At 71.1% G+C, this 25,605-nt stretch carries 19 protein-coding genes and 1 pseudogene; 6 read left to right on the top strand and 14 right to left on the bottom strand.

Annotated features, from left to right (window positions below):
* Window positions 1–27: 27 nt before the first annotated feature.
* From OG395_RS13920 to OG395_RS13910, 3 genes are all read left to right on the top strand, one after another.
* A complete protein-coding gene (locus OG395_RS13920; protein WP_327243206.1) occupies window positions 28–2,904 on the top strand; it encodes a glycoside hydrolase family 3 C-terminal domain-containing protein in 2,877 nt (958 codons plus the stop codon).
* 61 nt (window positions 2,905–2,965) lie between these two features.
* Entirely contained in the window at window positions 2,966–5,242 is a 2,277-nt protein-coding gene (gene yicI / locus OG395_RS13915) for an alpha-xylosidase (protein WP_327243205.1), read from the top strand.
* A gap of 422 nt (window positions 5,243–5,664) precedes the next feature.
* Window positions 5,665–6,282: a TOPRIM nucleotidyl transferase/hydrolase domain-containing protein gene (locus OG395_RS13910; protein WP_327243204.1), complete on the top strand. Its 618-nt coding sequence runs from the start codon at window positions 5,665–5,667 to the stop codon at window positions 6,280–6,282.
* 78 nt (window positions 6,283–6,360) lie between these two features.
* Here the strand turns inward: OG395_RS13910 and OG395_RS58315 are convergent.
* Window positions 6,361–6,673: pseudogene (locus OG395_RS58315) on the bottom strand (transposase); the annotation flags it as partial.
* Window positions 6,674–6,959: 286 nt separating this feature from the next.
* Between OG395_RS58315 and OG395_RS13905 the strand changes: the two are divergent.
* Complete coding sequence (locus OG395_RS13905) at window positions 6,960–9,320, top strand: beta-N-acetylglucosaminidase domain-containing protein (protein WP_442818554.1); 2,361 nt, start codon at window positions 6,960–6,962, stop codon at window positions 9,318–9,320.
* A 439-nt stretch (window positions 9,321–9,759) separates the two neighbouring features.
* Here the strand turns inward: OG395_RS13905 and OG395_RS13900 are convergent, their stop codons facing one another.
* The 5 genes from OG395_RS13900 to xylB all read right to left on the bottom strand — a co-directional run bounded on the left by OG395_RS13900 (window position 9,760) and on the right by xylB (window position 15,816).
* Window positions 9,760–10,158: a DUF6221 family protein gene (locus OG395_RS13900; RefSeq protein ID WP_327243203.1), complete on the bottom strand. Its 399-nt coding sequence runs from the start codon at window positions 10,156–10,158 to the stop codon at window positions 9,760–9,762.
* 162 nt (window positions 10,159–10,320) lie between these two features.
* Window positions 10,321–11,688: a cytochrome P450 gene (locus OG395_RS13895; RefSeq protein WP_327243202.1), complete on the bottom strand. Its 1,368-nt coding sequence runs from the start codon at window positions 11,686–11,688 to the stop codon at window positions 10,321–10,323.
* A gap of 371 nt (window positions 11,689–12,059) precedes the next feature.
* On the bottom strand, window positions 12,060–12,902 hold the full coding sequence (locus OG395_RS13890) for a hypothetical protein (RefSeq protein ID WP_327243201.1): 843 nt from the start codon (window positions 12,900–12,902) through the stop codon (window positions 12,060–12,062).
* Window positions 12,902–14,188 (bottom strand): VWA domain-containing protein, encoded by a 1,287-nt coding sequence (locus tag OG395_RS13885; RefSeq protein ID WP_327243200.1) that lies wholly within the window; start codon window positions 14,186–14,188, stop codon window positions 12,902–12,904. The genes OG395_RS13890 and OG395_RS13885 overlap by 1 nt, the downstream gene beginning before the upstream one ends.
* A gap of 131 nt (window positions 14,189–14,319) precedes the next feature.
* Window positions 14,320–15,816 carry a xylulokinase gene (gene xylB / locus OG395_RS13880; protein ID WP_327243199.1) on the bottom strand — a complete coding sequence of 499 codons (1,497 nt, stop codon included), beginning with the start codon at window positions 15,814–15,816 and terminating at the stop codon, window positions 14,320–14,322.
* Window positions 15,817–16,063: 247 nt separating this feature from the next.
* Here xylB and xylA point away from each other — a divergent pair, with 247 nt between their 5' ends.
* Window positions 16,064–17,233 carry a xylose isomerase gene (gene xylA / locus OG395_RS13875; protein ID WP_266979260.1) on the top strand — a complete coding sequence of 390 codons (1,170 nt, stop codon included), beginning with the start codon at window positions 16,064–16,066 and terminating at the stop codon, window positions 17,231–17,233.
* A gap of 160 nt (window positions 17,234–17,393) precedes the next feature.
* On the opposite strand, the gene OG395_RS13870 is transcribed toward xylA, so the two are convergent.
* The 4 genes from OG395_RS13870 to OG395_RS13855 form a co-directional block, all read right to left on the bottom strand.
* Window positions 17,394–18,638: an ROK family protein gene (locus tag OG395_RS13870; RefSeq protein ID WP_327243198.1), complete on the bottom strand. Its 1,245-nt coding sequence runs from the start codon at window positions 18,636–18,638 to the stop codon at window positions 17,394–17,396.
* Window positions 18,639–18,936: 298 nt separating this feature from the next.
* A complete protein-coding gene (locus tag OG395_RS13865; RefSeq protein ID WP_442818755.1) occupies window positions 18,937–19,557 on the bottom strand; it encodes a DUF305 domain-containing protein in 621 nt (206 codons plus the stop codon).
* Between the two features lie 26 nt (window positions 19,558–19,583).
* Window positions 19,584–20,234 carry a DUF3105 domain-containing protein gene (locus OG395_RS13860; RefSeq protein ID WP_327243196.1) on the bottom strand — a complete coding sequence of 217 codons (651 nt, stop codon included), beginning with the start codon at window positions 20,232–20,234 and terminating at the stop codon, window positions 19,584–19,586.
* A 64-nt stretch (window positions 20,235–20,298) separates the two neighbouring features.
* Complete coding sequence (locus OG395_RS13855) at window positions 20,299–20,733, bottom strand: hypothetical protein (protein WP_327243195.1); 435 nt, start codon at window positions 20,731–20,733, stop codon at window positions 20,299–20,301.
* Window positions 20,734–20,836: 103 nt separating this feature from the next.
* On the opposite strand from OG395_RS13855, the gene OG395_RS13850 reads away from it, so the two are divergent.
* On the top strand, window positions 20,837–21,664 hold the full coding sequence (locus tag OG395_RS13850) for a phospholipid scramblase-related protein (protein WP_327243194.1): 828 nt from the start codon (window positions 20,837–20,839) through the stop codon (window positions 21,662–21,664).
* Between the two features lie 50 nt (window positions 21,665–21,714).
* Here the strand turns inward: OG395_RS13850 and pcaDC are convergent, their stop codons facing one another.
* From pcaDC to pcaH, 4 genes are read right to left on the bottom strand one after another with little or no spacing between them, the layout of a single operon-like run.
* Window positions 21,715–22,878 (bottom strand): bifunctional 3-oxoadipate enol-lactonase/4-carboxymuconolactone decarboxylase PcaDC, encoded by a 1,164-nt coding sequence (gene pcaDC, locus OG395_RS13845; protein ID WP_327243193.1) that lies wholly within the window; start codon window positions 22,876–22,878, stop codon window positions 21,715–21,717.
* Window positions 22,875–24,227 (bottom strand): 3-carboxy-cis,cis-muconate cycloisomerase, encoded by a 1,353-nt coding sequence (gene pcaB, locus OG395_RS13840; protein WP_327243192.1) that lies wholly within the window; start codon window positions 24,225–24,227, stop codon window positions 22,875–22,877. Before pcaB ends, pcaDC begins: the two co-directional genes overlap by 4 nt.
* Window positions 24,224–24,793 carry a protocatechuate 3,4-dioxygenase subunit alpha gene (gene pcaG, locus OG395_RS13835; protein WP_327243191.1) on the bottom strand — a complete coding sequence of 190 codons (570 nt, stop codon included), beginning with the start codon at window positions 24,791–24,793 and terminating at the stop codon, window positions 24,224–24,226. The genes pcaB and pcaG overlap by 4 nt, the downstream gene beginning before the upstream one ends.
* A complete protein-coding gene (gene pcaH / locus OG395_RS13830) occupies window positions 24,793–25,590 on the bottom strand; it encodes a protocatechuate 3,4-dioxygenase subunit beta (RefSeq protein ID WP_327243190.1) in 798 nt (265 codons plus the stop codon). Before pcaH ends, pcaG begins: the two co-directional genes overlap by 1 nt.
* Window positions 25,591–25,605 lie beyond the last annotated feature (15 nt).

The raw sequence follows: 25,605 nt of genomic DNA, 5'->3' as shown, positions 1-25,605 counted from the left end.
CTCCCACCTTTCCAAGGGGACCCGCACGTGACGGAACAACCGCAGCCCTTCCGCGACCCGCAGCTGCCCTTCGCCCAGCGCATCGACGATCTGCTTCGGCGGCTCACCCTCGACGAGCGGATCGCGATGCTGCACCAGTTCGCGCCCGCGGTGGACCGGCTCGGCCTCGGCGCCTTCCGCACCGGCCAGGAGGCCCTCCACGGCGTCGCCTGGATGGGTCCCGCGACCGTCTTCCCTCAGGCCGTCGGACTGGGTGCCACCTGGAACGACGAGCTGGTGCGCCGGGTCGGCGAGGCCGTCGGCAACGAGGTCCGCGCCAAGCGCGCCAAGGACGACCGGGTCGGCCTCAACGTCTGGGCCCCGACAGTGAATCTGCTGCGCCACCCCCTCTGGGGGCGCGGCGAGGAGGGATATGCGGAGGACGCCGCGCTGACCTCCGCCATCGCCGTCGCGTACACCCGGGGACTGCGCGGCGACCACCCGCACTACTGGCGGACCGCCCCTGTCCTCAAGCACTGGCTCGCGCACAACAACGAGACCGACCGTGACATCTCCTCCTCGTCGGTCCGCCCCCGGGTCCTGCACGAGTACGACCTCCGGGCGTTCCGCGACGCCGTGCAGGCGGGCGCGGTGGCCGGGGTCATGCCCGCGTACAACCTGGTCAACGGGCGGCCCAACCATGTCTCGCCGCTCCTGTCCCAGCAGCTGCGGAGCTGGACCGAGCAGTCCCTCGTGGTCTGCTCCGACGCCGGGGCACCGTCCAACCTGGTCGACTCCGAGCACTACTTCGACACCCACGAAGAGGCCACGGCCGCCGCGCTGAAGGCCGGGGTCGACAGCTTCACCGACCACGGCCAGGAATCCACCGTCATGACCGGCCGCATCCGCGGTGCGCTGGAGCAGGGTCTCCTCGACGAGCAGGACATCGACACCGCGGTCCGCCGGCTCCTGGAGCTGCGCTTCTCGCTCGGGGAGTTCGACCCCGGGCTCGACCCGTACGCGGACACCACCGCCTTCGACACGGCCGAGCACCGGGCGCTCGCCCAGGAGGCCGCCGAACAGGCTGTCGTCCTGCTGAAGAACGACGGACTGCTGCCGCTCGACCCCGAGGAGAGGGGAACGGTCGCCGTCGTCGGCCTGCTCGCGGACGCCTGCAAGCTCGACTGGTACAGCGGCACACTGATCCACCGCTCCACCCCGCTCGACGGGATCCGAGCCCGGTTCGGCGCGGACCGGGTCACCTTCGCGGAGGGCGCCGACCTGGTCCGCCTGAAGTGCGCGGCGGGCTGGCTGCAGATCCCCGAGACCGACGACGGCGACAGCGCCGACCGGGGCGCGGAGGGCGCTCTCGACCCGGCACTCCTGGCCGGCCGCACCGACCTGCCCCCGCTGACCTGCGGCGACACCCCGTCCGAGCTGGCGCTCGTCGACTGGGGCAACGGCGTGATCACCCTGCGGGCCCCCGCGGGCCGCTATCTGTCGGTCGCCGAGGACGGTTACGTACGCGCCTCCGCGGATGAGCCGGGCGGCTGGATCGTCCAGGAGACATTCCGCCGGGAAGAGGTGGAAGGACACGTCGGAGGTCACCGCCTTCTGCACATCGGAACGGGTAGGTATGTCTCTGTCGCCGCCGACGGCGTAAAGGTTGCCGACGCGGACGAGAAAATTTCCGGCGACACCGCGGCGGGGGCCGCCACCGTCTTCGAGATCGAGGTGACCGAGCGCGGCGAGGACACCGTGGCCCGCGCGGCAGCCGCCGCCGACACCGTGATCGTCGTCGTCGGCAACGATGCGCACATCAACGGCCGCGAGACCGAGGACCGCACCACCCTCGACCTGCCCGCCCAGCAGGAGCGCCTGTGGCGCGCCGCGCACGCCGTGAACCCGCGCACGGTCCTGGCGGTCACCTCCGCCTACCCGTACGCACTCACCGACGCCGCGGCCGCACTTCCCGCTCTGCTCTGGACCGCGCACGGCGGGCAGGCCGCCGGGACCGCGCTCGCCCGGATCCTGTCCGGCGACGTCTCCCCGGCCGGCCGGCTGCCGCAGACCTGGTACACCTCCGACGCCGAACTGCCCGGCCTGCTGGACTACGACATCATCGCCTCCCGGCAGACGTACCTGTACTACGAGGGGACGCCGCTCTTCCCGTTCGGCCACGGGCTGTCGTACGCCGCGTTCACCTACTCCGGTGCGACGGCGGAACTCGACGGCGACCTGCTGCGGGTGTCGCTGACCGTCACCAACACGGGCACCGTCGCCGCCGACGAGGTCGCCCAGCTCTACGTACGGGCCGTGGCACCGTCCGTCGTCCGGCCGCTGCGTCAGCTCGTCGGACACCGCCGCCTGCACCTCGCGCCGGGCGCCGGGCAGCGCGTGGACTTCACGGTTGCGGTGACCGAGCTCGGCCACTGGGATGTGGCGCACGGCCGCTGGACCGTCGAACCCGGTACGTACGAGATCCAGGCCGGCGCCTCCAGCACGGACATCAGGCTCACCGCCACCGTCACGGTCGACGGCGAACCCTCCGGCCCGCGCCCCGTCCTGCACCGCGGTCTCGAAGCCGCCGACTACGACGAGCAGCTCGCCACCGAGATCGTCGACCGCACGAAGACGGACGGCGACGCCGTCACCGCCACCGCGCCCGGGAACGAACTCCTCTACCGTCGCTGCGACTTCGCGGCCGGAATCGGCGTCGTCGCCGTGTCCGCGGCGGGGGCGGGTGCCGTGGAGATCACGGTCGACGGCCGCACCACGGACATCGACATCCCCGCCACCGACGGACCGTACGACTACCGCGCCCATGAGGTGCCGCTGACGGCTTCCGGTGTCCAGGACGTGCGCGTCACTCTGCGCGGCACCGTGCGCCTTGCCGGGCTCACCTTCACCGGAGCCACCGAGTGACCTCGCCCGCCCGCCGAACCCCCGCATCTTCCCGTCCAGTTGCCCCCGGCAAGGAGTCCTCATGAAGTTCACCGACGGCTTCTGGCTCATGCGTGAGGGCGTCCGCGCCTGTTACGCGACCGAGATCCGCGATCTGCGCGTCACCGCCGACCGGTTCACCGCCTACGCGGCGGTCAAGCACGTCGCCCAGCGCGGCGACACCCTCAACACCCCGCTGATCACCGTCGACTGCTTCTCCCCGGCGGAAGGGATCATCGGCGTACGCACCACTCATCACGCAGGCAAGGTCAACCACGGGCCGGAATTCGAGTTCCCCGGACTCGACCCCGCGACCGCCGCCGCCCGCACCCGCCGGGACGGCGCCGTCACCGAACTGACCAGCGGCCCGCTGACCCTGCGCATGGACGGCGACGGACCGTGGGGCATGACCTTCCTCGACTCCGGGGGCCGCCGCCTCACCGCCGTCGACGCCAAGGGCACCGCCTTCGCCACCACTCCCGACGGAGCGCACCACATGATCGCCCAACTCGCCCTGGACGTCGGCGAGAACGTCTACGGGCTCGGCGAGCGCTTCACCCCGTACGTCAAGAACGGCCAGACCGTCGACATCTGGCAGGCGGACGGCGGCACCAGCAGCGAGCAGGCGTACAAGAACATCCCGTTCTACCTCTCCTCGAGAGGCTACGGCGTCTTCGTCAACCACCCCGGCAAGGTGTCGTTCGAGATCGGCTCGGAGTCGGTCGGCCAGGTGCAGTTCAGCGTCGAGGACCAGTCGCTGGAGTACTACGTCGTCGCCGGCCCGACCCCGAAGGACATCCTTGCCCGCTACACGGCACTGACCGGCCGGCCCGCGCTGCCCCCGGCCTGGTCGTTCGGCCTCTGGCTGACCACTTCGTTCTGCACCTCGTACGACGAGGAGACCGTCACCTCGTTCGTCGACGGAATGGCCGAGCGCGACATTCCGCTGTCGGTCTTCCACTTCGACTGCTTCTGGATGCGCGAGTACCAGTGGTCGGACTTCCAGTGGGACCCGGATGTCTTCCCCGACCCGGAGGGCATGCTGGCCAGGCTCAAGGAACGCGGCCTGCGCATCAGCATGTGGATCAATCCGTACATCGCCCAGAAGTCGGCGCTGTTCGCGGAGGGCGCCCAGCACGGATATCTGGTGCGACGGCCGAACGGCGACGTCTGGCAGTGGGATCTGTGGCAGCCCGGCATGGCCCTCGTCGACTTCACCAATCCGGCCGCCCGGGAGTGGTACAACGCCAAACTGCGCGTCCTCCTGGACCAGGGCGTCGACTGCTTCAAGACGGACTTCGGCGAGCGGGTGCCGACGGATGTGGTCTGGCACGACGGTTCCGACCCCGAGCGAATGCACAACTACTACGCGCAGATCTACAACCGCACCGTCTTCGAACTCCTGGAGAAGGAGCGCGGGCACGGCGAAGCGGTGCTCTTCGCCCGCTCGGCGACGGCGGGCGGCCAGCAGTTCCCGGTCCACTGGGGCGGCGACTGCTTCGCCTCGTTCACCGCGATGGCCGAGTCGCTCCGCGGCGGCCTCTCCCTGTCCCTGTCCGGGTTCGGCTTCTGGAGCCACGACATCGGCGGCTTCGAAGGCACCCCCGACCCGGCGGTCTTCAAACGCTGGCTCGCCTTCGGACTGCTCTCCTCGCACAGCCGCCTGCACGGCAATGTGTCGTACCGGGTGCCGTGGGCGTTCGGCGACGAGGCCGTGGACGTGGCCCGGAAGTTCACCCTCCTCAAGCACCGCCTCATGCCGTACCTGTACGGGGTCGCGGCCGAGGCCCACCGCACCGGCATCCCGGTGATGCGTCCGATGTTGCTGGAATTCCCCGGCGACCCCACGACCCGGATGCTCGACCGCCAGTACATGCTCGGCCCGGACCTGCTGGTGGCCCCGGTCTTCACGGAGGACGGACAGGTCGAGTACTACGTCCCCGAAGGCACCTGGACCCACTTGCTGACGGGCGAAACGGTCACCGGGCCGGTCTGGCGCCACGAGACACACGGCTTCGACAGCCTGCCGATCCTGGTCCGCCCCGGCGCCGTGCTCCCGTGGGGTGCGGACGACCAGCGCCCGGACGGCGACTGGCTGAACGGACTGACACTGCGCGTGTTCGGCCCGGCGTCGGCGACGACCGGTACACCGGTCACGGTGCCGGACCTGGCAGGCGTCCCGGCGGCGACGTTCCACGTCACACGGGACGCGGACACGCTGCGGGTCACGGCCGACGGAACGGACCGGCCGTACCGCGTGATCGTGGAGGAGAGCGGGGCGACGCGGGAGGGGACGGGGACGGTGACCGTGACGGGCTGACCCCCTTGGCAGAAGCCCGTCGGTAGCCCGGTGCACCGGGCTACCGACGGGCCTTCGGCGAGCGCTGCACCGCCGCCGACCACATGCCCTTCGGTACCCGCCGGATCGGCGGTACGCAGGGCGGCGTACGCCCGCCCACCGCGCGAGCGATCAGTATCTGCCGTCTTGTTGCGAGCTGCCCGCTGTGACGGCTATGGACCTTCTGCCGGTGAGTACCTGCTTTTCAAAGGTCAACGGCGTTGATCTCTGTTGGGAGTGACGTTCGGTGACGGGGCGTCCAATGGTTCGCAGGACTCGGTGCCGCAGGTGATGGGCGGATTTTCTGGGTGATGGTTGCCCAGGTGACGAGGGCGCCGGTCATGTCGAGCGGGGCCGTCGAATAATCCCGTGCTGTGCCGGCGGTGGAGGTGCAGACTCGCTCCATGGCGGAGATGCGGGCGTTCCGGGACGCGGTCAGTGGTTGGGCGAGCGGCGGTCCGGGCGGGCCGGCGAGTGATCTGGCTGTGCGACTGGGGGTGCGGACGGCGGTGTTGCTGGAAGGGCTGAGTGACCTCGCGGCCGTTGAGGCACTGGCCGCGCGGCGTGGCCGGGACCTGGCCGCCGAGGGGGTGTGCGTGGTGCCGATGGGCGGGGCGATGAGCGTCGGCCGCTACGCCGGCCTCCTCGGGCCGCCCGGCCTCGGCCTGCGTCTGGCAGGACTTTGCGACGAGCGCGAGCAGCGCTTCTTCGACCGCGGCCTGCAGCGGGCACGGGCGCCACGCCGGGACATCTTCGTGTGCGCGGCGGACCTGGAGGACGAGCTCATCCGCGCGCTGGGCACGGCAAGGGTCGAGGAGGTCGTCCGGACCGAGGGCGACCTCCGCCCCTGGCAGACCTTCCTGCACCAGCCCGCACACCACGGTCGCCCCCGGCAGCAGCAGTTGCGGCGCTTCCTCGGCACGAAGAAAGGCCGCAAGATCCGCTACGGCCGCCTCCTCGTCGAGGCTCTCGACCCCGAACAGGTACCGGCCCCCCTCGACGACCTCCTCACGAGCCTGTGACTTGGTGGACGAGGAGGGCTGTTGTGACGACAGCGGTTGAGCGAGGGGTGTTTTCGGCGGCGAGGACTAGTAGGGCCTGGTGACGTGGTGGTGCCGGCCGGTCCAGGTCCGGCCCTCGAAGTAGGCCAGACCCAGGGCCTGTTTCATCTAATCGTGCTCGATAAGACCACGAACCGCGAATACATCCGCTTGAAGCCACTGCGGCCGGTGCCGGGCCGGGAGCCCTCACGTCATTGCACCGGCTCTGCCGCTTTCCGACCGGCATGGTGACCAGCTGCTTCACCGATTGCGGCTTGTCCGGGTACTTCGCCACCGGCGGACGTCCGTTCCCGCTGTATGGCTCGGTCACCGGCACGGCTTCGCCGGGCTGAGCCGACAACGTGATGGTGAGGGGCAGCCGAGTCCGCACCTGTGTGCGCGGCTCCCGACCGCCTCCGCCACCCGCCCGCGGCACCTCGGATCGCTGCGAACCCGGCCGAGGCGGTCGGGTAGTTGGTGGTTGCCGAGCGCGAAGCCGAGAAACGGGCAATGGCCCACCCCGAATACGGTCGGCGCCCTTGACGGGGAATGGAGTCCCACCACTATCCTTGCGGGCAGAATAGTGGTCTAGACCTCTTGGAGTCCTGGTGGGAAGACGCGTTACCGCTCTGAGCGCATGCCTCGCACTTGCAAGTTCCATGGCCTTCGGCGCGCTGGCTCAGGGCCCCGTGGCCTTTGCCGCAACATCGCAGCAGGACCCGCCCGCCACTGCCGAACCGCTGCCGCCCGTCTCCCCCACGCCCCAGTCGCTCACCCGCTCCGGCCGCGATGCCATCGTGACCGGCCGTGTGCTCCTCGTCGCCGACGACGCCACGGACGCGGCAGCGCGTGACCGGCTCGTCCGCGAGTTCAGGAAGCACGGCGCCGACCGGGTCGACATCGTCACGCCCGGCAACGTCCCCAAGGCCGCCGCCGGCCTGCTCACCGTGCGGATCGGCCCGGCCGCCCGGCCGGACGTTGCCGAGGCGCTCGGCGGCTTGGCCGCCCCGGACCGCGCCGAGGGATACACCCTGCGGGTCAACGCCAGTGAGCGGGGCGCGCAGATCGTCCTGGGTGGTCACGACGCCACCGGCCAGTTCTACGCCGTGCAGACGCTCCATCAGCTCTTCGTCCGCGGCGACGACGGCTGGAAGATCGCCGGCGCGCAGGCCGTCGACTTCCCGTCGATGCCGCTGCGCGGCACGATCGAGGGCTTCTACGGTCAGCCCTGGACGCACGCCGAGCGGCTGGACCAGATGGACTTCTACGGCGACGTCAAGGCCAACACCTATATCTACGCGCCCAAGGACGACCCCTACCACCGCGACAAGTGGCGCGACGCCTATCCCACCGACAAACTCGCCGAACTGGGCGAGCTGGTGAACCGGGCCACCGCGAACCATGTCCGCTTCACGTTCGCCGTCTCACCTGGCGGCTCGATCTGCTACTCCGACGCCGACGACCGCAAGGCCCTCAAGGCCAAGCTCCAGGCCCTCTACGACCTGGGCACCCGGTCCTTCTCCATCCCGCTGGACGACATCAGCTACACCAGATGGAACTGCGCGGCCGACCAGGCGGCGTACGGCCAACCGGGACGCACCGCAGCCGCGAAGGCCCAGGTCGACCTGCTCAACGACGTCCAGCGGAACTTCATTGCCACCCACGAGGGCGCCCGGCCGCTCCAGATGGTGCCGACCGAGTACGGCGACCTGACCGACACCACCTACAAGCAGACGATGCGGGGCACCCTCGACCCCGCGGTCGTGGTCATGTGGACCGGCACCGACGTCGTACCTCCGGCGATCACCAACGACCAGGCCGACGGCGCATCCAAGCTCTTCGGCCGCAAGGTCTTCGTCTGGGACAACTACCCGGTCAACGACTACGGCAACACCAGCGGCCGACTGTTGCTCGCCCCCTACGACAAGCGCGAGGCCGGCCTGTCCAGCCACCTCTCCGGCATCGTCGCCAACCCGATGAACCAGCCGTACGCCAGCAAGATCGCCGTCTTCGGCACCGCGGACTTCACCTGGAACGACAAGGCGTACGACGCGAAGGCGAGCTGGGCGCGCGCCATGGCCTACCTCGCGGGCGGTGACCGCCGGGCCACCGATGCGCTGCTCGTCTTCGCCGACCTGGAACACCTGGCCCCGACCTTCGGCACCACCCCCTGGCAGGCCCAGGCACCCGAACTCACCAGCCGGATAGCCGAGTTCTGGAAGGCATGGGACGCGGGCGACCGCACCAATTCCGTCAAGACGCTGCGCACCTACGCGAACGAAATCCAGGACGCCCCGGCCGCCATCCGCGCCGGATCGGTGGAGCAGGGCTTCGCCGCCGACGCCAAGCCCTGGCTGGACGCCACCCAGCTGTGGGGCATGTCGATGGTGAAGACACTGGACGCGCTCGCAGCCCGGCAGGCCGGTGACAAGGAGAAGGCCGAGGCGCTGCTCGCCGACTCCGAGGATCTGCAGAAGCAGGCCCGGGCCGTACGGGTCGATCCGGCGCGCAACACCTGGGGCAAGGTCCAGCCCAAGGTCGGCGACGGGGTGCTCGACTCCTTCCTCATCCAGGCGGACATCCGGCTTCAGCTGTGGGATGCCGCGGGCGGCTCGGAGAACCTCGCGCTGAAGGGCACGGCGAGCGCATCAAGCGTCGAGCAGAACCTCGACCGGCTCTCGGCCCGATACGTCAACGACGGTCAGCTCGGCACCCGTTGGGCATCCGGCTACAGCGACAACGAGTGGGTCCAGGTGAAGCTCGCCGCCCCCGCCGAGGTCGCAGCGGTAACCCTCGCCTGGGAGGGCGCCTGCGCGACGGAGTACCAGATCCAGACCTCCCTGGACGGGACGAACTGGAGCGAGGCGGCCACCCAGCACCCCGACAGCTGCGGCAATGACGTGATCAAGATCAACTCCGGCAGTGCGGTGCAGTATGTCCGAATGCAGGGCGTTAAGCGGAAGACGACCTGGGGCTACTCGGTCTACGAGATGGCCATCTATGGCTCGCCCGCGGCGTGATCCGGCGGTAGCCGCCAAGGCGTAGTCAAGAGGCAGGAGGGCGGTCCGCCCGAGGCGGACCGCCCTTTTGTGCACCTCGTGATCCGTCGTCGGTATCAGCGCGCCGACCGTCACCGCGAGGCCGTAGCCCCGCCGGGGAAGGTGTCACGCACCCATCGCCAGAGCGCCGCGCCGCCGAAGGTGGCCCCCACCGCCGGGACGACGATGCCGAGGACGACAGCCGTCATGCAGCCGCAACCGTATGCGGCGCCCGGACGGAGCCGTGGCCGTACGCGGCGTGCGAGCCGTGTACGTCAGCGAACCCGCCGCGGCCCTGCGGCTGCGCGGCCTGACCGATCCGCTCATGGTGTCGGCCCTCCTCGGCCCGACGGGACGCCGTCGCCGGTCGCGTACAGCTCGCGGTCTCGCAAACCGGTCACCGTCCCCTGCGAGGGGCTCGTCAACGGGTGAACCGCGGCAGCCACTTGGCCTGATAGTCGGGGTGGCCGGCATCCTCCGCCGCCATCTGCCGGACGACGAACCCGAGCCCGACCGCGCGGCCCGACGGGAAGTCGTGGTGGGGGCGGTCGGCGTCCAGGGCGGCGACCTCCTCGTACTCGTCCAGGAGCACCCTGCTCGTCTCGATGCGGCGGAGCGTGCGCGCGGGATCCTGCAGGGCGATGTGGTCGTCGTAGCCATGCGTCCGCAGGCTGAACGCGATGGCGCCGGTCCGGTCGTGGATCTCGCCCGGCGTCTCTGCGGGACACCGCCAACTTGCGCCGCCGGCCGCTCGCGCGACTTGTTCCTCCTCGGCCAGGCGGGCCCGGACAAAGGCCACCATGTCGGAGTTGTCAGTCATCGGGTTCCGCATCCTCCACCGTCGGGTACGGCCCCGAACCGGCAAGATCACTCGTCGCTCCGGGGCCGCGCTGCTCGTTCAGCACGAGGATGCCGTACGGCGGATGCCGAGGGCACATCGCGCCCGCGCGTGTTCCGCCATACGGACATGCTCCCCGCCGAGTTATCGCGCCCGCACGGTGGCCATCACGTCCCGGTCGGGCTGCAGGGTCAGTGTCGGCACGGGGTTGACGTCACCCGGGTCCACGTCCAGTTCGAACCGGCGCGCGAGTACCGCCAGGATCAGTACCGCCTCGACCATCGCGAACCGCGTGCCGAGGCAGACCCGGGGGCCGCCGCCGAACGGGAACCAGGCGTACTCCGCGATGTCGTCGCCGTTGTCGGCGTCCCAGCGCTCCGGGCGGAACGACTCAGGCTCGGGGAACCATCGCTCGTCGCGGTGCGTGGCCCACTGGCTGCTCCACACCCTCGTTCCCTTCGGCATGTCCACGCCGCCGATCCGCGCCCCCTCCTTCGCGACTCCGGTCACCAGCCAGATCGTCGGGTACAACCGCAGCGTCTCCTTCACCACCGCCTGGGTGTACGTCAGCCGCGCGTAGTCGTCGAACTCCGGCTCCCGGTCGCCGAGGACACGGTCCAGCTCCTCGGTGAGCGCCGCGCGCGTCTGCGGATTGCGCGACAGCAGGTACCACGCCCACACCAGCGTGGAGCTGGTCGTCTCGTGCCCGCCGATGTACAGGGTGACGGTCTCGTCGCGGATCTCCTCGTCCGTGAGGTTCGCGCCGGTCTCGTCCACCGCGGTCAGCAGCCGGCTCAGCAGATCGGGACGCTCGCCGTCGCCGTCCCGGTGCCGGGCCACGACCCGGCCCACCTCGGCGTCGATGACCGCGGCGGCCTTCTTGATCCGGGCTCGGCCGGGCGTAGGCACCCAGTCGGGGAGCAGGGCGCCGATGCCCCTGAACTCCTTGCCGATCTCCTGCTGGGCGACATCCATCGCCCGTCCCATCGCCTCGGCGTCCGCCGGGGTGTCCACCCCGAAGATGGTGCGGACCGCGATCTTCTGCGTCAGCGCGGCCATCTCCCGCTTGATGTCGATGCGTTCACCACCGGACCAGGTGTCCGCGAGCTCCACCGTGCTGCCCGCCATCGTCGCCGCGTACGACCGCACCTGCTTCGGCCGTACCGAGGGCTGGACCAGCGACCGCTTCCGCCGCCAGTCCGGACCACGCGCGACGACCACGCCGTTGCCCATCACGGTACGGAACGCGATGCCCAGCGCCGGCTGGTCGAAGGTGCGCTCCGTCTCGGTGAGCAGCTCGCCAATGCACTCCGGATCGGCTATGAAGACGCAGGGGTGGGGGCCGAAGCGCCATCGCACCATGTCCCCGTACCCGCGCAGCCGCTCGAGGAACTCCAGTGGGTTCTTCCCGAACTGCGGCAGATTCCCGAGCAACGGCAGCCCCTTCGGGCCCGGTACGGGCACGTGGCCGCGTGGCTCGGCATCGGCGGCCGGACCGGTCTCCGTGGACATGAAAGGTCTCCGCTCCCTGGTGGCGCACCGGCATCCGGCACGCGGCGACATGGCTGGACTCCGGAGTGCCGGCAGGGTCGGTGAACCCCATCGGCCCTGTGGAGTACGTGAGTTGTCGAGGGTATCCGGGTCTCGTTACGGGAGTGTGGTCGGCCGGGCGGGACTGCCGACGAGGGATCGTGTGTGCTGTCCCGTGCCCACGTGACGGGACAAGGAGGGCGATCCGTCCGTGATCGCTGATCCTCCCGGTCCCCTCTTGGTCCGGGCCCGTTCAGCGGACGGCTCCGCCACGGGATACGCCGCGGCGCCCCCGCCCCACCGGTGTGGGGCGAAGGCGCCGCGCATGAGAGCCGGTTCGCGGCCGGGGCGGGTCAGGCGCCCGGCGGGACCCGGTACGGGCGGCCGTTGCCGCGGGTGAGGGAGTAGCCGAACACGGCCGCGAGCGCGCCGAGTACGCCGCCGCCCACGGTCCAGATCCAGCGGTCCGTCCACCAGCCGGAGGCCCAGCCGTCGTCCGGCTCGGTGTTGAGCGGGACCCGGAGCGGGGTGTCACCGTCGTCCGAGGCGTTGTCCGTCGTCTGCTTCATCGCCCAGTAGGCGATGGGCGCCAGCGGTTCGCTCAGCTTGCCGTCGACGTCATGGGCGCCGCCCTGGTCGGCCGCCGTCACCTCGACGGCGGTCTGCACCGGCTGCCCGAGGTCGGCCGACGGCAGGTCGACGACCGTCAGACGCACGTAATAGTTGCCCGGCAGCGGGTCGTTCGCCCACGGCTCGGACCAGGCTCGGACGGTCCGCAGGACGCAGGAGAGTTCGACGGTCGACGCGTCGGCGGCCGCCTTCCTGGTCTGGTGGCCGTACATGCAGGCCTGTCGGCGCCGCAGCCCGTCGTACACATCGACCTGCCAGGTCGAGGCGCCGTGCCGGGTGGTGGCCTCGGGCAGGGTGACCGTCGCCTTGACCGTGGCGCGCTGTCCCGCGTCGGCCGGGAACACCCAGTACAGGTAGTCACCCGTGGATGCCCCTGCGCTGGCGCGCTGGCTCGGCTGGATCACCGTCGCGGTACGGAAGGTGGTGCCCGCCTCGGTGGGTCCCGTACTGCCGTCGGAGGCGCTCGGGCTCGCCGACGGGTCGTCGGCGACGGCCGACCCGGCCGACGTCAGCAGGGCCGTCCCGGCCAGCAGGGCACCCGCGAGTACCCGTCGTGTACGCACCATCAGTTGGTCCTCCATACGGCGATGCGCCAGCGCGAGATCCAGCCGAAGAGCAGACCCGCGATCAGTCCGGTCAGGGCGAGTACGCCCAGGAGCCACCAGCCGCGGCCGAGACCGAACGCGGCGGCATCGGCCGCGTCGTCGGGCGCGTCCACCACGTCGACGGTCAGCTCGACCGGCATGCCCGGTGAGGTCTTCACCGAGGCGGGGGCCGAGAAGGAGTTGCTGAGCTGCAGGCAGACAGTCTCCGCGGCCGGCTTGTCCGTGCTGTCCGTGCTGTCCGTGCTGTCCTGCTCGGGCTTGGGGTAGCGCAGCCCGGACGAGATCGCGTCGGTGCGTCCGGTGCCGGACTCCGAACCTCTGACGATCTCGCGGCCGTGTACGGTCACCGCGCGCAGCAGCACGCCGTAGTCGTTGTTGACAACGCGGTCCGCGGACACGCTCACCGAGGCGCGCAGCTCCTGGCCGGGCAGTACGTCCACCCGGTACCAGCGGTGCTCGCCGATCTTCTCGCGGTCGGTGTAGAGACCCGCCTTGAGTTGAGGCGCGGCGGAGCAGCTGTCCGCGCCCTCGGTGGCCACGGGGGTGACGACGGGTTCGGCCGCCCGGTCCACCAGCTGCTTGACGCGGCCGGAGAGTTCATCGGTGTGCTGAACGGCGGTGTAGGTGCCGCCGGTCGCCTCGGCGATGCAGGTCAGCTGTTCGCGGATCTTGGCGTTCGGCACCAGACCCAGCGTGTCGATGACGAGGTGGATGCCGCGGGCGGCGATGTCGCGCGCGACCTCGCACGGGTCGAGCGGGCCGCAGGTGTCCTCGCCGTCGCTGATCAGCACGATCCGGCGGGTGGAGTCGCCGCCTTCGAGATCGTCCGCGGCGCCCAGCAGGGCGGGCCCGATCGGGGTCCAGCCGGTGGGGGCCAGCGTCGCGACCGCGGTCTTCGCCTCCACCCGGTCGAGCGGGCCGACCGGGTATAGCTGCTTGGTGTCCTTGCAGCCGACCTTCCGGTCGTCGCCCGGGTAGTCGGCGCCGAGGGTCCGGATGCCGAGCTGTACCTGCTCCGGCACCGCGTCCAGGACCTCGTTGAACGCCTGCTTCGCCGCGGTCATGCGGGACTGGCCGTCGATGTCACGGGTCCGCATGGAACCGCTGACGTCGAGCACCAGCTCGACCTTGGGGGAGGCTTTGGTGGGGGTTTCATCGGCGGCGGCGGGGAGGGCCGTGCCGAGCCCGGCGGTCAGAGTGGCGAGCAGGATGCCCACCCCGACCGTCAGCCTTCTTCTTATGATCATCGCCGGATACTAGTGAAGATCACATGCCACCCCCAAACCGGTCCGGGGGCTGCCCGGATGCAGTTGTCCCGGGCCGGCGGGGGCGAGTGACAGTCAGTCAGCGGTCGTTGCAGGATGTGGCGGCGGGGTGGCTACCGGTCCCCGTCGAGCAGCGGTCCTGCGGCCCGCTCCAGTACCGAGTTGACCCGGTTCCAGGTGTCCATGTCCCGTGTCATGGGCGGAAGTTCGGTGTCCGCCTCGGATCCCTCGCCGGCGTTCCAGCCGGTGGCGATCGCGACGGCGTCCTCGCCCCTGGCCGCCGCCGCGGCGAGAGCGGCCGCCCCCAGGGCCACCAGTTCGCCGCTGCCGGGCACGATCACGGGCCGCCCGGACAGCCGTCGTACCGTCTCCACCCAGGTGCGCCCCTGCGCGCCGCCGCCGATCAGGCGCAGCGGGCGGGCGGCGATCTCGGGGTTGGCCGGGTCGAGCCCGCAGGCACGCAGCAGCTCGTCCAGGGCGCGCAGCACGGTGACGACCGCGCCTTCGTAGGCGGCGCCGAGCAGTTGCTGCGGGGTGGTGTCGTGCCGGAGTCCGGTGAGCAGACCGGAGGCGGTGGGCAGATCGGGGGTCCGCTCGCCGTCGAGATAGGGGAGGAGCACCGCCTCGCCGCCGGGCGCCGCGTCGTTGCGGTCCAGGCCGAGCAGGGCGGCGACCTTGTCCACGGCGAGCGTGCAGTTGAGCGTGCAGGCCAGCGGGAGGTACGTGCCGTCGGCCGCGGCGAATCCGGAGAGCGCCGCTGATGCGGGCCGGGTCCGGGAGGCGGCGAAGACCGTACCCGAGGTGCCGAGGCTGAGAACGGGGTGGTCCAGAAGTCCGGCGCCGCCGAGACCGAGGCCGACGGCGGCACTCATGTTGTCGCCCGTGCCCGCCGCCACGGCGATCCCGGCCGGCAGACCGAGCGTCTGTGCTGCCTCATCGGTCAGCGAACCGGCGCGGGACGCACCCGTCTCGGCCACCTCGGGCAGCAACGCGGCATCCAGGCCGAGCAGTTCGAGCAGCTCGGGGTCGTACGTGCCGCTGGCGGTGGAGTACCAGCAGGTGCCCGACGCGTCGCCGGGGTCGGTGACGGCCGCGCCCGTCAGCCGTTCGGTGAGGAAGTCGTGGGGGAGGCGGATCGCGGCGGTCGCGGCGGCGGTCTCCGGCTCGTTCTCACGCAGCCACTGCCACTTCGACGCGGTCATCGCAGCCACCGGGACCGATCCGGTGCGGGCGGTCCAGGCGTCCGCACCGCCCAGCGCGGCGGTGAGGACGGCGGCCTGCGGGGCGGAGCGGGTGTCGTTCCACAGCAGGGCCGGGCGCAGCGGGCGGCCCGCACGGTCGAGGACGACCAGGCCGTGCTGCTGACCGGCGACCGCGATGCCGGTGACGGCCGCGGCGGGCACGCCGGATTCCTTCAGGCCGGCGGCGACGGCGGTGCGCAGCGCCTGCCACCACACCTCGGGGTCGGTCTCGCGGGCCCCCGCCTCGCCCGTGACGACATGCGGGGCACGTCCGACGGCGAGCAGTTGGCCGGTTGCGGCGTCGACGAAGGCCGCCTTGGTGGACTGAGTGGAGCTGTCCACGCCGATGACGACGGTACGCGGCGGCATGGGGTTACCTCATTCTCGCGGTGCAGGGGGCCACGGCGGGCCGGGTGGCTGGTGCGACCTATTTGATCGTACGGAAAACAAATTACGTGATCGGGCCCGTCTAGAACAGAGGTCGTCCTTGATTCCCGGTGTTGGGGGGTTTACGTCTCCATGGGGCGCCGTGCATGATTAGTCATGACACTGAACAAATAGGGGTTCGGCGGCCTCCACCGGCCGCGGACCCGACGGCACCGAAGGTGGTCAGACAATGACGGAACGCTTCAAGCCCACCCCGGGGGACAAGTTCACCTTCGGCCTGTGGACCGTGGGCTGGCAGGGGCGCGACCCGTTCGGCGACGCGACCCGCGCGGCGATCGACCCCGTCGAGACCGTGCAGCGCCTCGCCGAGCTGGGTGCGTACGGGGTGACCTTCCACGACGACGACCTGATCCCGTTCGGCTCGTCGGACACCGAGCGCGAGAGCATCGTGAAGCGATTCCGGCAGACGCTGGACGCGGCCGGGCTCGTCGTGCCCATGGCGACGACGAACCTCTTCACCCACCCCGTCTTCAAGGACGGTGGGTTCACCGCCAACGACCGGGACGTGCGCCGGTACGCGCTGCGCAAGACCCTCCGCAACATCGACCTCGCCGTCGAACTCGGCGCCACCACCTATGTGGCGTGGGGCGGCCGCGAGGGCGCCGAGTCGGGCGGAGCGAAGGACATCCGGGTCGCCCTCGACCGGATGAAGGAGGCCTTCGACCTGCTCGGTGACTACGTCGTAGAGCAGGGCTACGACCTGAAGTTCGCCATCGAGCCCAAGCCGAACGAGCCGCGCGGCGACATCCTGCTGCCGACCATCGGCCACGCTCTCGCCTTCATCGAGCGCCTGGAGCGCCCGGAACTCGTCGGCGTCAACCCGGAGACCGGCCACGAGCAGATGGCCGGGCTGAACTTCCCGCACGGCATCGCGCAGGCCATCTGGGCGGGCAAGCTCTTCCACATCGACCTCAACGGCCAGTCCGGCATCAAGTACGACCAGGACCTGCGCTTCGGCGCCGGTGACCTGCGCCAGGCGTTCTGGCTCGTCGACCTGTTGGAGACCGCCGGTTACGAGGGCCCGCGCCACTTCGACTTCAAGCCGCCGCGGACCGAGGACTACGACGGTGTCTGGGCGTCGGCCGCGGGCTGCATGCGCAACTACCTCATCCTCAAGGAGCGCGCCGCCGCCTTCCGCGCCGACCCGGCGGTCCAGGAGGCACTGCGCGCGTCCCGGCTCGACGAGCTGGCTCGGCCGACGGCCGAGGACGGCTTGGCTGGGCTGCTGGCCGACCGCTCGGCGTTCGAGGACTTCGACGTGAACGCGGCGGCCGAGCGCGGCATGGCGTTCGAGGTGCTGGACCAGCTGGCGATGGACCACCTGCTCGGGGTCCGCTGACAGCACGGGCGGATGATCCGGGGCCGTACCTGTGTCAGGCAGGTCCGCCCCCGCCTCCGCATGCGAGTCCGGGTCGTACCTGTGTCAGGCGGGTGCGGCCCGGCTCCGCATGCGAGTCCGGGTCGTACCTGTGTCAGGCAGGTCCGGCCCGGCTTCCGTTTCAGCCCGCCACCCGCGCCGCGTACGCCACCGGGTCGGTCAGTACGTCCTGCATCACCAGCGCTGCCGCACCCCGTGCCGCGTCGCCCGCGACCGACGAGGCGCGCAGCCGGCCGCCGCGCGGGGACCACAGCCCGGACACCACCCGGCCCGTCAGCTCCTCGTCGACGGGCGGCGACAGCCACGGCATCAGGCCCCGGTATATCCCGCCGAGCACCACCGCGTCCGGGTCGAGCAGATTCACCGCCCCGGACAGCACCCGCCCCAGCATCCGGCCCGCCCCCACCACGGCGGCCACGGCCCGCTCGTCCCCGGCCCGGGTGCGCCGCTCCAGCTCGGCCACCCCGATGCCGCTGCCGGTCTCCTCGATCCCGGCCGCCCGCAGCAGCGCCGCCTGTCCCGCGTACTGCTCCAGACAGCCGCGCGAACCGCACCGGCACTCCGGCCCGTCCGCGTCCACCACCACATGCCCGATCTCACCGGCGAACCCGTGCGCACCGCGCAGCAGTTCACCGTCGATGACCAGGGCGCCACCGACGCCGATCTCGCCCGTCAGATACAGAAAGCTGCGGATCTCGTCGAGCCCGCCGAACCAGAGCTCGGCCAGCGCCGCCAGATTGGCCTCGTTCTCCGAACTCACCGGCAGTTCCGGGCTGCCGGGGCGCAGCGCGGCGAGCGACGCGGCGAAGAGTTCCTCCGCCGGGACCTGATTCCAGCCCAGGTTGGGCGCCTGGCGCACCGCGCCGCCCGACACCAGACCGGGCAGCGCCAGGGCCACCCCGACCGGGAACAGCTCCTGTTCGGCCGCCGAATCCAGGGTGCGGGCCGCGATCCGGGCCGCCCGCGCCAGCACCTCGGCGGGCGGAGCGCCCCGGTTGTCGAGGTGTTCCGTCAGCCGGACCCGGCCGGTGCCCGCCAGGTCCACGACACAGACCGACACGTAGTCGATGTTGACCTCGACGCCGAGCCCGGCGGGACCGGTGCGCGCCACCTTGAGTGCGGTGCCGGGGCGCCCGGCCTGTCCGCTGAACGTCTTGCCGGACTCGGTGAGGAACCCGCTGTCGAGCAGCTGCTCGACCAGCGAGGACACGGCGGCACGGGTCAGCCCCACGCGTGCGGCCACCCCGGCCCTGGTCGCCTCGCGCTCGCCCTCGTCACGGACGGCCCGCAGCACCAGGCTGAGGTTGCTCCGTCGCACGGTGTCCTTGTCGGCCTTGGGCCCCAGCGTCGTGAGGTTGCTCTTCATATCGCTGCTGAGCCTATGCGATTCCGCACGTCAGTACGGTCCGGAGCGGGCACCGGTTCCCCCCGCAGCATGCAGCGGAATGCGCCGTGTTCGAGGTGCGGGCGGCGACCTCCGGTGACCGGGCGGGGTCGCCGGTATGCCGTCCGCCGCAGCGACGCATGCACGCTCGACTCCAGCCTCGCAGACGGAAACGTTGCCCCGGCGCGTCCACAACCGGTCGTCGTCCGACGGACCGCGGCAACCGGGGCGTGGTGGCCGCGTACGCATATGCGGGACCACCACGCCCCGGACCGCCGGCTCATGCCGTGGCGCCGCGCTCCTTCAGCATGTCGGCCATCAGCTTGATCTCCGACTGCTGGCCCAGGACCATGCCCGCCGCCAGATTCCTGATCTCGTCCGTGCCCGCCGCGTCGGCCGCCGCCTGCGCCATCTCCGCGCCGGCCCGGTGGTGCACGGTCATCAGCCGGAGGAACCGCACCTCGGCGTCCTTGCCCTTCGCCGCCCGCAGCGCGTCCAGCTCGGTGTCGGTCGCCATGCCAGGCATCAGTGAGCCGTCGCCCCTGGGGGCGACGGTGTGGCCCATCCACTCCATCGGGGGGCGGCCGGAGCTCTTGGCACGGCCCCACATCTCCAGCCAGCCGAGCATCATGCCGCGCTGATTGGCCTGGGTGTTGATGATGTCGTACGCGAGCCGCCGCACGTCCTCGTCGGACGTCCGGTCACGGACGATGAACGACATCTCGACCGCCTGCTGATGGTGGATCGACATGTCGCGCGCGAACCCCACATCGACCGACGTCTCCGCGGGCACGGCCGACCGGGCCGCACCCTGGGGGGCGGACGACGCGGACGGCCGCACGAGCATGAGTGCCACCAGCCCCAGCGCCAGCAGCAGTACCGCAGCACCCGCCAGCACCATCGGCCGCGGCGCGCGGACCGAGGACGTCACTTGGCGATCCCGCCGGTGCAGGCGGCGCCCGGCTCCGGTGTCTGCGGACCCTGGACGTACTTGGTGAAGAACTGCGCCACGCGTGCGTCGGTCGCGCTCTTCACCGTGACCTGCTTGCCCCAGGCACTGAGGATCAGCGGGGCGCCCTGGTCCTTCACGGGACTCATGAGCGAGTACGGGGTCTTGGCGACGCGGTCCGCGAGCTTCTTGATGTCGGCGGGCTGCGCCTTGTCGTTGTACGTGACCCAGACCGCGCCGTGCTCCAGCGAGTGGACGGCGTTCTCGTTCGGGATCGCCTCGGTGTAGACGTCGGCGTCGCAGTTCATCCAGACCGGGTTGTGGTCGCCGCCGACAGGCGGGTTCATCGGGTAGTCGACCGGCTTCTCGACATGGTTCTGGGTGAGCTTGTCCCAGCTCCGCTCGCCCTGGACGGGGGAGGACTTGGCCTTCTCCTCGGCCTGGTCCTGCTTGTCGGCTGCCGACATCAGATAGCCGCCGCCCGCGACGAGTGCGGCGACGACGGCGACGGAGGCGGAGATGGTGATGATGCGGTTCCTGCGCTCGCGGGCCCGCTCCTTGCGGCGGGCCTCCTCCAGCTTGGCGCGGCGCGCGGCGGCAGGGGTGTTCTGCTTCTTGGCGGAAGCCATGGAGAGTCCTCGGGTTCAAGACGATGTACGGAAAGAGGGCAGGGCGGGAGAAGGGGCCCTGCTTCTAGATCCGTTGAACCTGAAGGCGGAGATGGTCGACGGCGCCCACGGCGTCGTTGGAGGGGCCGCGGATACCGGCGGCGCCGGCGAGCCGGCCGGCCGGAGCGGTGACCGCAGAGCCGGGGAGTGCGACAGGTGCGGCCTGGGCGGGCAGCACGACGGGTGTCGCGTGCTCCGAGAGACCGTGGCAGGAACTGCTGACGCCCCGGTCGTCCGGTGCGACGACCACGACGATCCGCGCGGTGGAGGCCGGGGGCGGAGTCAGGGCAGGAGTCGCGGCCGCGGTCGCGGTTCGGACCGTGGCGTGGTGTGCGGCCGCGCCCGTCTCGGCGAGCGAACAGCACGAGACCATGGCCAGCAGGATGAGCAGCCAGCCGAGAACGGCCGACGCGCGGGCGCCGTCCCGTCGTCGGTCGGTCCGTTCACTGAGTCTGGTCATCCCCGACATCGTACGCGGTGTGTGAAGTTTCAACGAGTGTGGGGATGGTATTAATGCGACGGATGAGGCTTGCCCTGTCGGATCGGCGGGATAGTGTGCCCCGGTGACAACGCACTCGAACGTATCTGCGGGCTGGTATCCGGATCCGCACGGCGCGCCCCAGTTGCTGCGCTACTGGGACGGTTCCCAGTGGACCGAGCACACGAACCCGGTCGGCGGACAGCAGCCCCAGGCTCCCGCTCAGCCCCAGGCGCCCGCGCAGGCTCCCGCTCAGGTCCAGATGCCCCACCAGCAGGCCGTCCCTCAGCAGCAGGGCTCGGCTCCCGGCGGCGTCACGCTCTTCAATCAGCAGGTCCTGGTCGTGAACCAGAAGGCCAAGCTGATCGAGGTGACGAACGAGTACCGCGTCTTCGATCAGCAGGGCAACACGATCGGCTCGGTCATCCAGGTCGGCCAGAGCGCGCTGCGCAAGGTGCTGCGGTTCGTCTCCAGCATCGATCAGTATCTGACCCACAAGCTGGAGATCCGTGACGCGTACGGACAGCCGCAACTGCTGCTGACCCGACCGGCGAAGTTCATCAAGTCCCGGGTCATCGTGCAGCGCCCGGACGGGCAGCCGGTCGGCGAGATCGTGCAGCAGAACGCCATAGGCAAGATCAACTTCGCCATCATGGTGGACGGTCAGCAGATCGGTGCCATCAAGGCGGAGAACTGGCGCGCCTGGAACTTCGCCATCGTCGACCACAACGACGCCGAGATCGCCCGGATCACCAAGACCTGGGAAGGCCTCGCGAAGACGATGTTCACGACGGCGGACAACTACGTGCTGCAGATCCACTACCAGCTGCCCGAACCGCTGCTCAGCCTCGTCGTGGCGACGGCCCTGACCGTGGACACGGCCCTGAAGCAGGACGCCCGCGGCCTCGGCTGACGGGATCCTGTCATGCGCAGCAGCCTGCGTGGCCGGCTGGTCTGAGGAGGTCAGTTCGGCAGAGAGGCGTCCGGCCCGTCGGTCTCCTGTATCTCCTCCAGGACCCGGCGGGCCACCGCGAACGCCGAATTCGCGGCAGGCACACCGCAGTAGACCCCGGTCTGCAGCAGCGCCGCGCCGATCTCCTCCGGTGTCAGACCGTTGCGCAGTGCCGCCCGGACATGCATCGCCAGTTCGTCGTGGTGCCCGTGCGCGACGAGCGCCGTGAGTGTGATCAGGCTGCGCTCGCGGCGCGACAGGGTGGGGTCGGTCCATATCTCGCCCCAGGCGTACCGCGTGATGAAATCCTGGAACCGGGCGGTGAATCCGGTCGTGCCGGCCTGTGCCCGGTCCACATGCGCATCGCCGAGTACCTCTCGCCGCACCGCCATGCCACTGTGGCCGTTCCCGTTCGCACCGAAGTGGCGGCGCAGTGCCACCCGTACCGCCTCGGGATTCTCGGCGGGCGCCAGATGCGAGGTCGCCGCAAGCTCGGTGAGCGTGGCGTCGGGGATAGCGTCGGCGAGCTCCCGGGCGTGTGCGGGGGGTGTCGCCGGGTCCTCGCGTCCCGCGATCACCAGCGTCGCCGCCCGGATTTCCGAGAGCCGGAGCCGCAGATCGTACGCGGCGAGCGCGTCGCAACAGGCGGCGTACGACGAAGGATCGGTGGCCCGGAGATCGTCGAGCAGTTCCGGGGCGGTGAAGCCGGGTGTGAACCAGCGCGCCGCGGCCCCGGCCGCGACCGGGGCGAGTCCGTCCCGCCGGACCAGCGCCGCCCGCTCCTGCCACGGCCCGGGCTCGCCGAAGTGCGCGGAGGAGCAGACGAGGGCGAGCCGGTCGATGCGCTCCGGGTGGTGCACGGCGAGCCAGAGGCCGACCGCGCCGCCCAGCGACACCCCCGCGTACGAGAACCGGTCCAGGGACAGCGAGTCGGCCAACTCCATCACCAGCGCGGCAAGATCGGCGACCGTCGCACCCGGTCCGATCAGGTCCGCGGCCGATCCGCCGTGTCCGGGCAGATCCCACCGTACGACGCGGTGGGCGGTGGAGAGGTCGGGCGCGACGGCATCCCAGAGCCCGGTCGACGTACCCAGCGAGGGTCCGAGCAGCAGTGGGGGAGCGGCGGCCGGACCCTCCGTGCGGTGGTGCAGAAGGCGGTCGGGCGGGGAAGTCATCGGCGGTCCAGTGCACGGTCGGTGAGGGGGCCCGCGAATCCGGTGTACCGGGCGGGGTCGGTCAGTTCGGCCAGATCGAGACCGGCGAGCTCCGGCTCCTCGTCCAGGACGTCGAAGAGCACATCGGAGAGGTCGGTCGTCTCGGACCGGGCCCGGTCCGCCGCGCCCGCCAGGACGTCCCTGGCGCGGGCCCGGCCGATGCGTTCGGCAAAGGCGGCGGCCAGCCGCTCCGAGACGATCAGACCGTCGGTGAGGTGAAGGTTCTCCAGCATGGCGTACGGGACGATCCGCAGCCCCGCCGAGAGTTCGGCGCCGTCCCGCGCGGCGCCGCCGACGAGCCGCAGAAGATCGCGCAGCGGCTCCCACTCGGCGTGCCACGCCCCGGCGGGCCGCTCGTCCTCGGCGGCCAGCGAGCCGTACAGCGTGGCCGCCAGGCCGGGCGCCCGGCGGGCGGCGGCCGCGATCAGCGTGGCGCGCACGGGATTCGCCTTGTGCGGCATGGCGGACGAACCCCCGAGCCGACCCTCCTCGACCTCGCCGATCTCGGTACGGGACAGCGTGAGCACATCGGCCGCTGTCTTGCCGAGCGCGCCCGCGGTGAAGGCGAGTGCGCCGGCGAGATCGGCGACCGGGGTGCGCAGGGTGTGCCAGGGCAACACCGGCTCCACCAGTCCGAGCTCGCGTGCGTACGCGGCGACGAGGGCGAGTCCGTCCACGCTCTTCTCCCCGAAGGAGAAGGCGGAGAAGGCGGCCAGGGTTCCCGCCGCACCCCCGAGTTGGGCGGGGAGGGAATCCCGTACGGAAGCCAGCCGGTCCCGTGCGTCGAGGATCAGGGCACGCCACCCGGCGACCTTGAGCCCGAATGTGGTCGGCACGGCGTGTTGCGTGAGCGTACGGCCCGCCATCGGTGTGTTGCGGTGCGCGGCGGCGTGCCGCGCCAGCTCGTCCGCCATCCGCATCAGATCGTCGAGCACCCCGGCCAGTGTGCGTGAGGCGACGAGCATTGCCGCAGTGTCCAGGATGTCCTGGCTGGTCGCACCCCGGTGCACATACGGCCGCACCTCCTCGGGCACCGCCGCCGCGAGGTCGGTGACCAGGGGGATGACCGGGTTGCCGCCGGAGCGCGCCCGGAGCGCCAGATCCCTTACGTCGAAGCGGTCGGCGTCCGCCGCCTGCGTGACCGCCCGCCCGGCCTCCGCCGGGGCGAGCCCGCATGCGGACTGGGCGCGGGTCAGCGCCGCCTCGGCGTCGAGCATCGCCTGCAGGACGGCGCGATCGCCGGTGCTGGTCTCGGCGGGGGAGCCGGCCCGCCCGGGGGCGAGCAGACCGGCATCGCTCTCGTACGTCACGTGAACTCCAGGAAGACCGTTTCGCCGGCGCCCTGCAGATGGATGTCGAACCGGTGGGTGCACCGGTCGGTGGGCGTCGCGATCAGTGTGGCCCGGCGTTCCGCGTCCAGCGACTCCAGCAACGGGTCACCGGCGGGCACGGTGCCGTCCGCAGCCCGCAGATAGATGCGGGTGTACAGGTGGTGGAGCAGTCCGCGGGCGAAGACGGCGACCGAGAGATACGGGACACCGCCCGGCGGCAGGGTCCGTACCGCCCAATGGCCGTCGGCGTCGGTCGGGACGCGGCCGAAGCCGGTGAATCCGACTCCGTCGCGGCCGATGACCCGGCCTGTGACCGGGTCGTGCCGCAGCGAGCCGGGGCGTCCGGTGCGCGAGCCGCCGGGGGCGGGCTGCCAGATCTCGATCAGCGCGTCGGGAACGGCGTCACCGTTGCCGTCGAGCACGAGTCCGTGCACGGTGATCGTGTCCGGATGGCCGGCCGGGGCGATGTCGCCGCCACCGGCGAACGGCAGCGCGTACCCGTAGAACGGGCCGACGGTCTGGGACGGGGTCGGGGCGTGGGGCATCAGTGGTGGCCTTCCTCGATCCAGGTGGCGGACGGTCCGTCGAGAACGATGTCCCAGCGGAATCCGAGCGACCACTCGGCGACCGAACGGTCGTGGTCGTACGCCGCGACGAGCCGCTCCCGGGCGGCCGGGTCGGTGACGGACTGGAGAATCGGGTCATACGGGAAGATCGGGTCGCCCGGGAAGTACATCTGGGTGACCAGGCGCTGGGTGAACGCCGTCCCGAAGAGCGAGAAGTGGATGTGCGCCGGGCGCCAGGCGTTGTCGTGGTTGCGCCATGGGTAGGCGCCGGGCTTGACGGTGGTGAAGCTGTAGCCGCCGTCGTCGTCGGTGAGGCAGCGTCCGAACCCGGTGAAGTTGGGGTCCAGGGGTGCCGGGTGCTGGTCGAGCTGGTGCGCGTACCGCCCCGAGGCGTTGGCCTGCCACACCTCGACCAGCTGCCCGCGCACCGGGCGGCCCTCCCGATCCAGGATCCGGCCGGAGACGGTGATGCGTTCACCGAGCGGCTCGCCCTGGTGCTGCCGGGTCAGATCGCGGTCGAGCGCGGTGACGTCCGTAACGCCGAAAGCGGGTCCGGACAGCTCGACGGCCTCGGGATCGGCCAGCGGGACGAGTGGCCGGTGCGGGTGGCGGTAGTGGCTGCTGCGGTACGGGGCGTAGTCGCGCGGCGGATGGTGCGCACCAGCGGGCGCGTCAGCGTGGGCCTTGGCGACCTCGGCGTCGATGTCCCGCTGACTCAGCCCGTCGGGCAGGGGGCGGCCGGGCAGGGCGTAGGCGGTCATGTCACTGCTTGTCATGTCGCGGCTCCGGAG

The organism is Streptomyces sp. NBC_01320, assembly GCF_035974375.1.
GTDB lineage: Bacteria > Actinomycetota > Actinomycetes > Streptomycetales > Streptomycetaceae > Streptomyces > Streptomyces yanii.
The sequence above is the reverse complement of the archived record's forward strand: the minus strand, read 5'-3'. Positions and strand labels throughout refer to the sequence as shown.

Bases quoted from the DNA above. Each gene is read 5' to 3' on its own strand.
- pcaH (WP_327243190.1), bottom strand. From the start codon at position 25,590: ATGACAAGCAGTGACATGACCGCCTACGCCCTGCCCGGCCGCCCCCTG.
- OG395_RS13895 (WP_327243202.1), bottom strand. From the start codon at position 11,688: ATGTCCACGGAGACCGGTCCGGCCGCCGATGCCGAGCCACGCGGCCAC.
- OG395_RS13855 (WP_327243195.1), bottom strand. From the start codon at position 20,733: ATGACCAGACTCAGTGAACGGACCGACCGACGACGGGACGGCGCCCGC.
- xylA (WP_266979260.1), top strand. From the start codon at position 16,064: ATGACGGAACGCTTCAAGCCCACCCCGGGGGACAAGTTCACCTTCGGC.
- OG395_RS13865 (WP_442818755.1), bottom strand. From the start codon at position 19,557: ATGGTGCTGGCGGGTGCTGCGGTACTGCTGCTGGCGCTGGGGCTGGTG.
- OG395_RS13905 (WP_442818554.1), top strand. From the start codon at position 6,960: ATGGCCTTCGGCGCGCTGGCTCAGGGCCCCGTGGCCTTTGCCGCAACA.
- OG395_RS13910 (WP_327243204.1), top strand. From the start codon at position 5,665: ATGGCGGAGATGCGGGCGTTCCGGGACGCGGTCAGTGGTTGGGCGAGC.
- pcaG (WP_327243191.1), bottom strand. From the start codon at position 24,793: ATGCCCCACGCCCCGACCCCGTCCCAGACCGTCGGCCCGTTCTACGGG.
- OG395_RS13860 (WP_327243196.1), bottom strand. From the start codon at position 20,234: ATGGCTTCCGCCAAGAAGCAGAACACCCCTGCCGCCGCGCGCCGCGCC.
- OG395_RS13870 (WP_327243198.1), bottom strand. From the start codon at position 18,638: ATGAAGAGCAACCTCACGACGCTGGGGCCCAAGGCCGACAAGGACACC.
- pcaDC (WP_327243193.1), bottom strand. From the start codon at position 22,878: ATGACTTCCCCGCCCGACCGCCTTCTGCACCACCGCACGGAGGGTCCG.
- OG395_RS13900 (WP_327243203.1), bottom strand. From the start codon at position 10,158: ATGACTGACAACTCCGACATGGTGGCCTTTGTCCGGGCCCGCCTGGCC.
- OG395_RS13890 (WP_327243201.1), bottom strand. From the start codon at position 12,902: ATGGTGCGTACACGACGGGTACTCGCGGGTGCCCTGCTGGCCGGGACG.
- yicI (WP_327243205.1), top strand. From the start codon at position 2,966: ATGAAGTTCACCGACGGCTTCTGGCTCATGCGTGAGGGCGTCCGCGCC.
- OG395_RS13885 (WP_327243200.1), bottom strand. From the start codon at position 14,188: ATGATCATAAGAAGAAGGCTGACGGTCGGGGTGGGCATCCTGCTCGCC.
- xylB (WP_327243199.1), bottom strand. From the start codon at position 15,816: ATGCCGCCGCGTACCGTCGTCATCGGCGTGGACAGCTCCACTCAGTCC.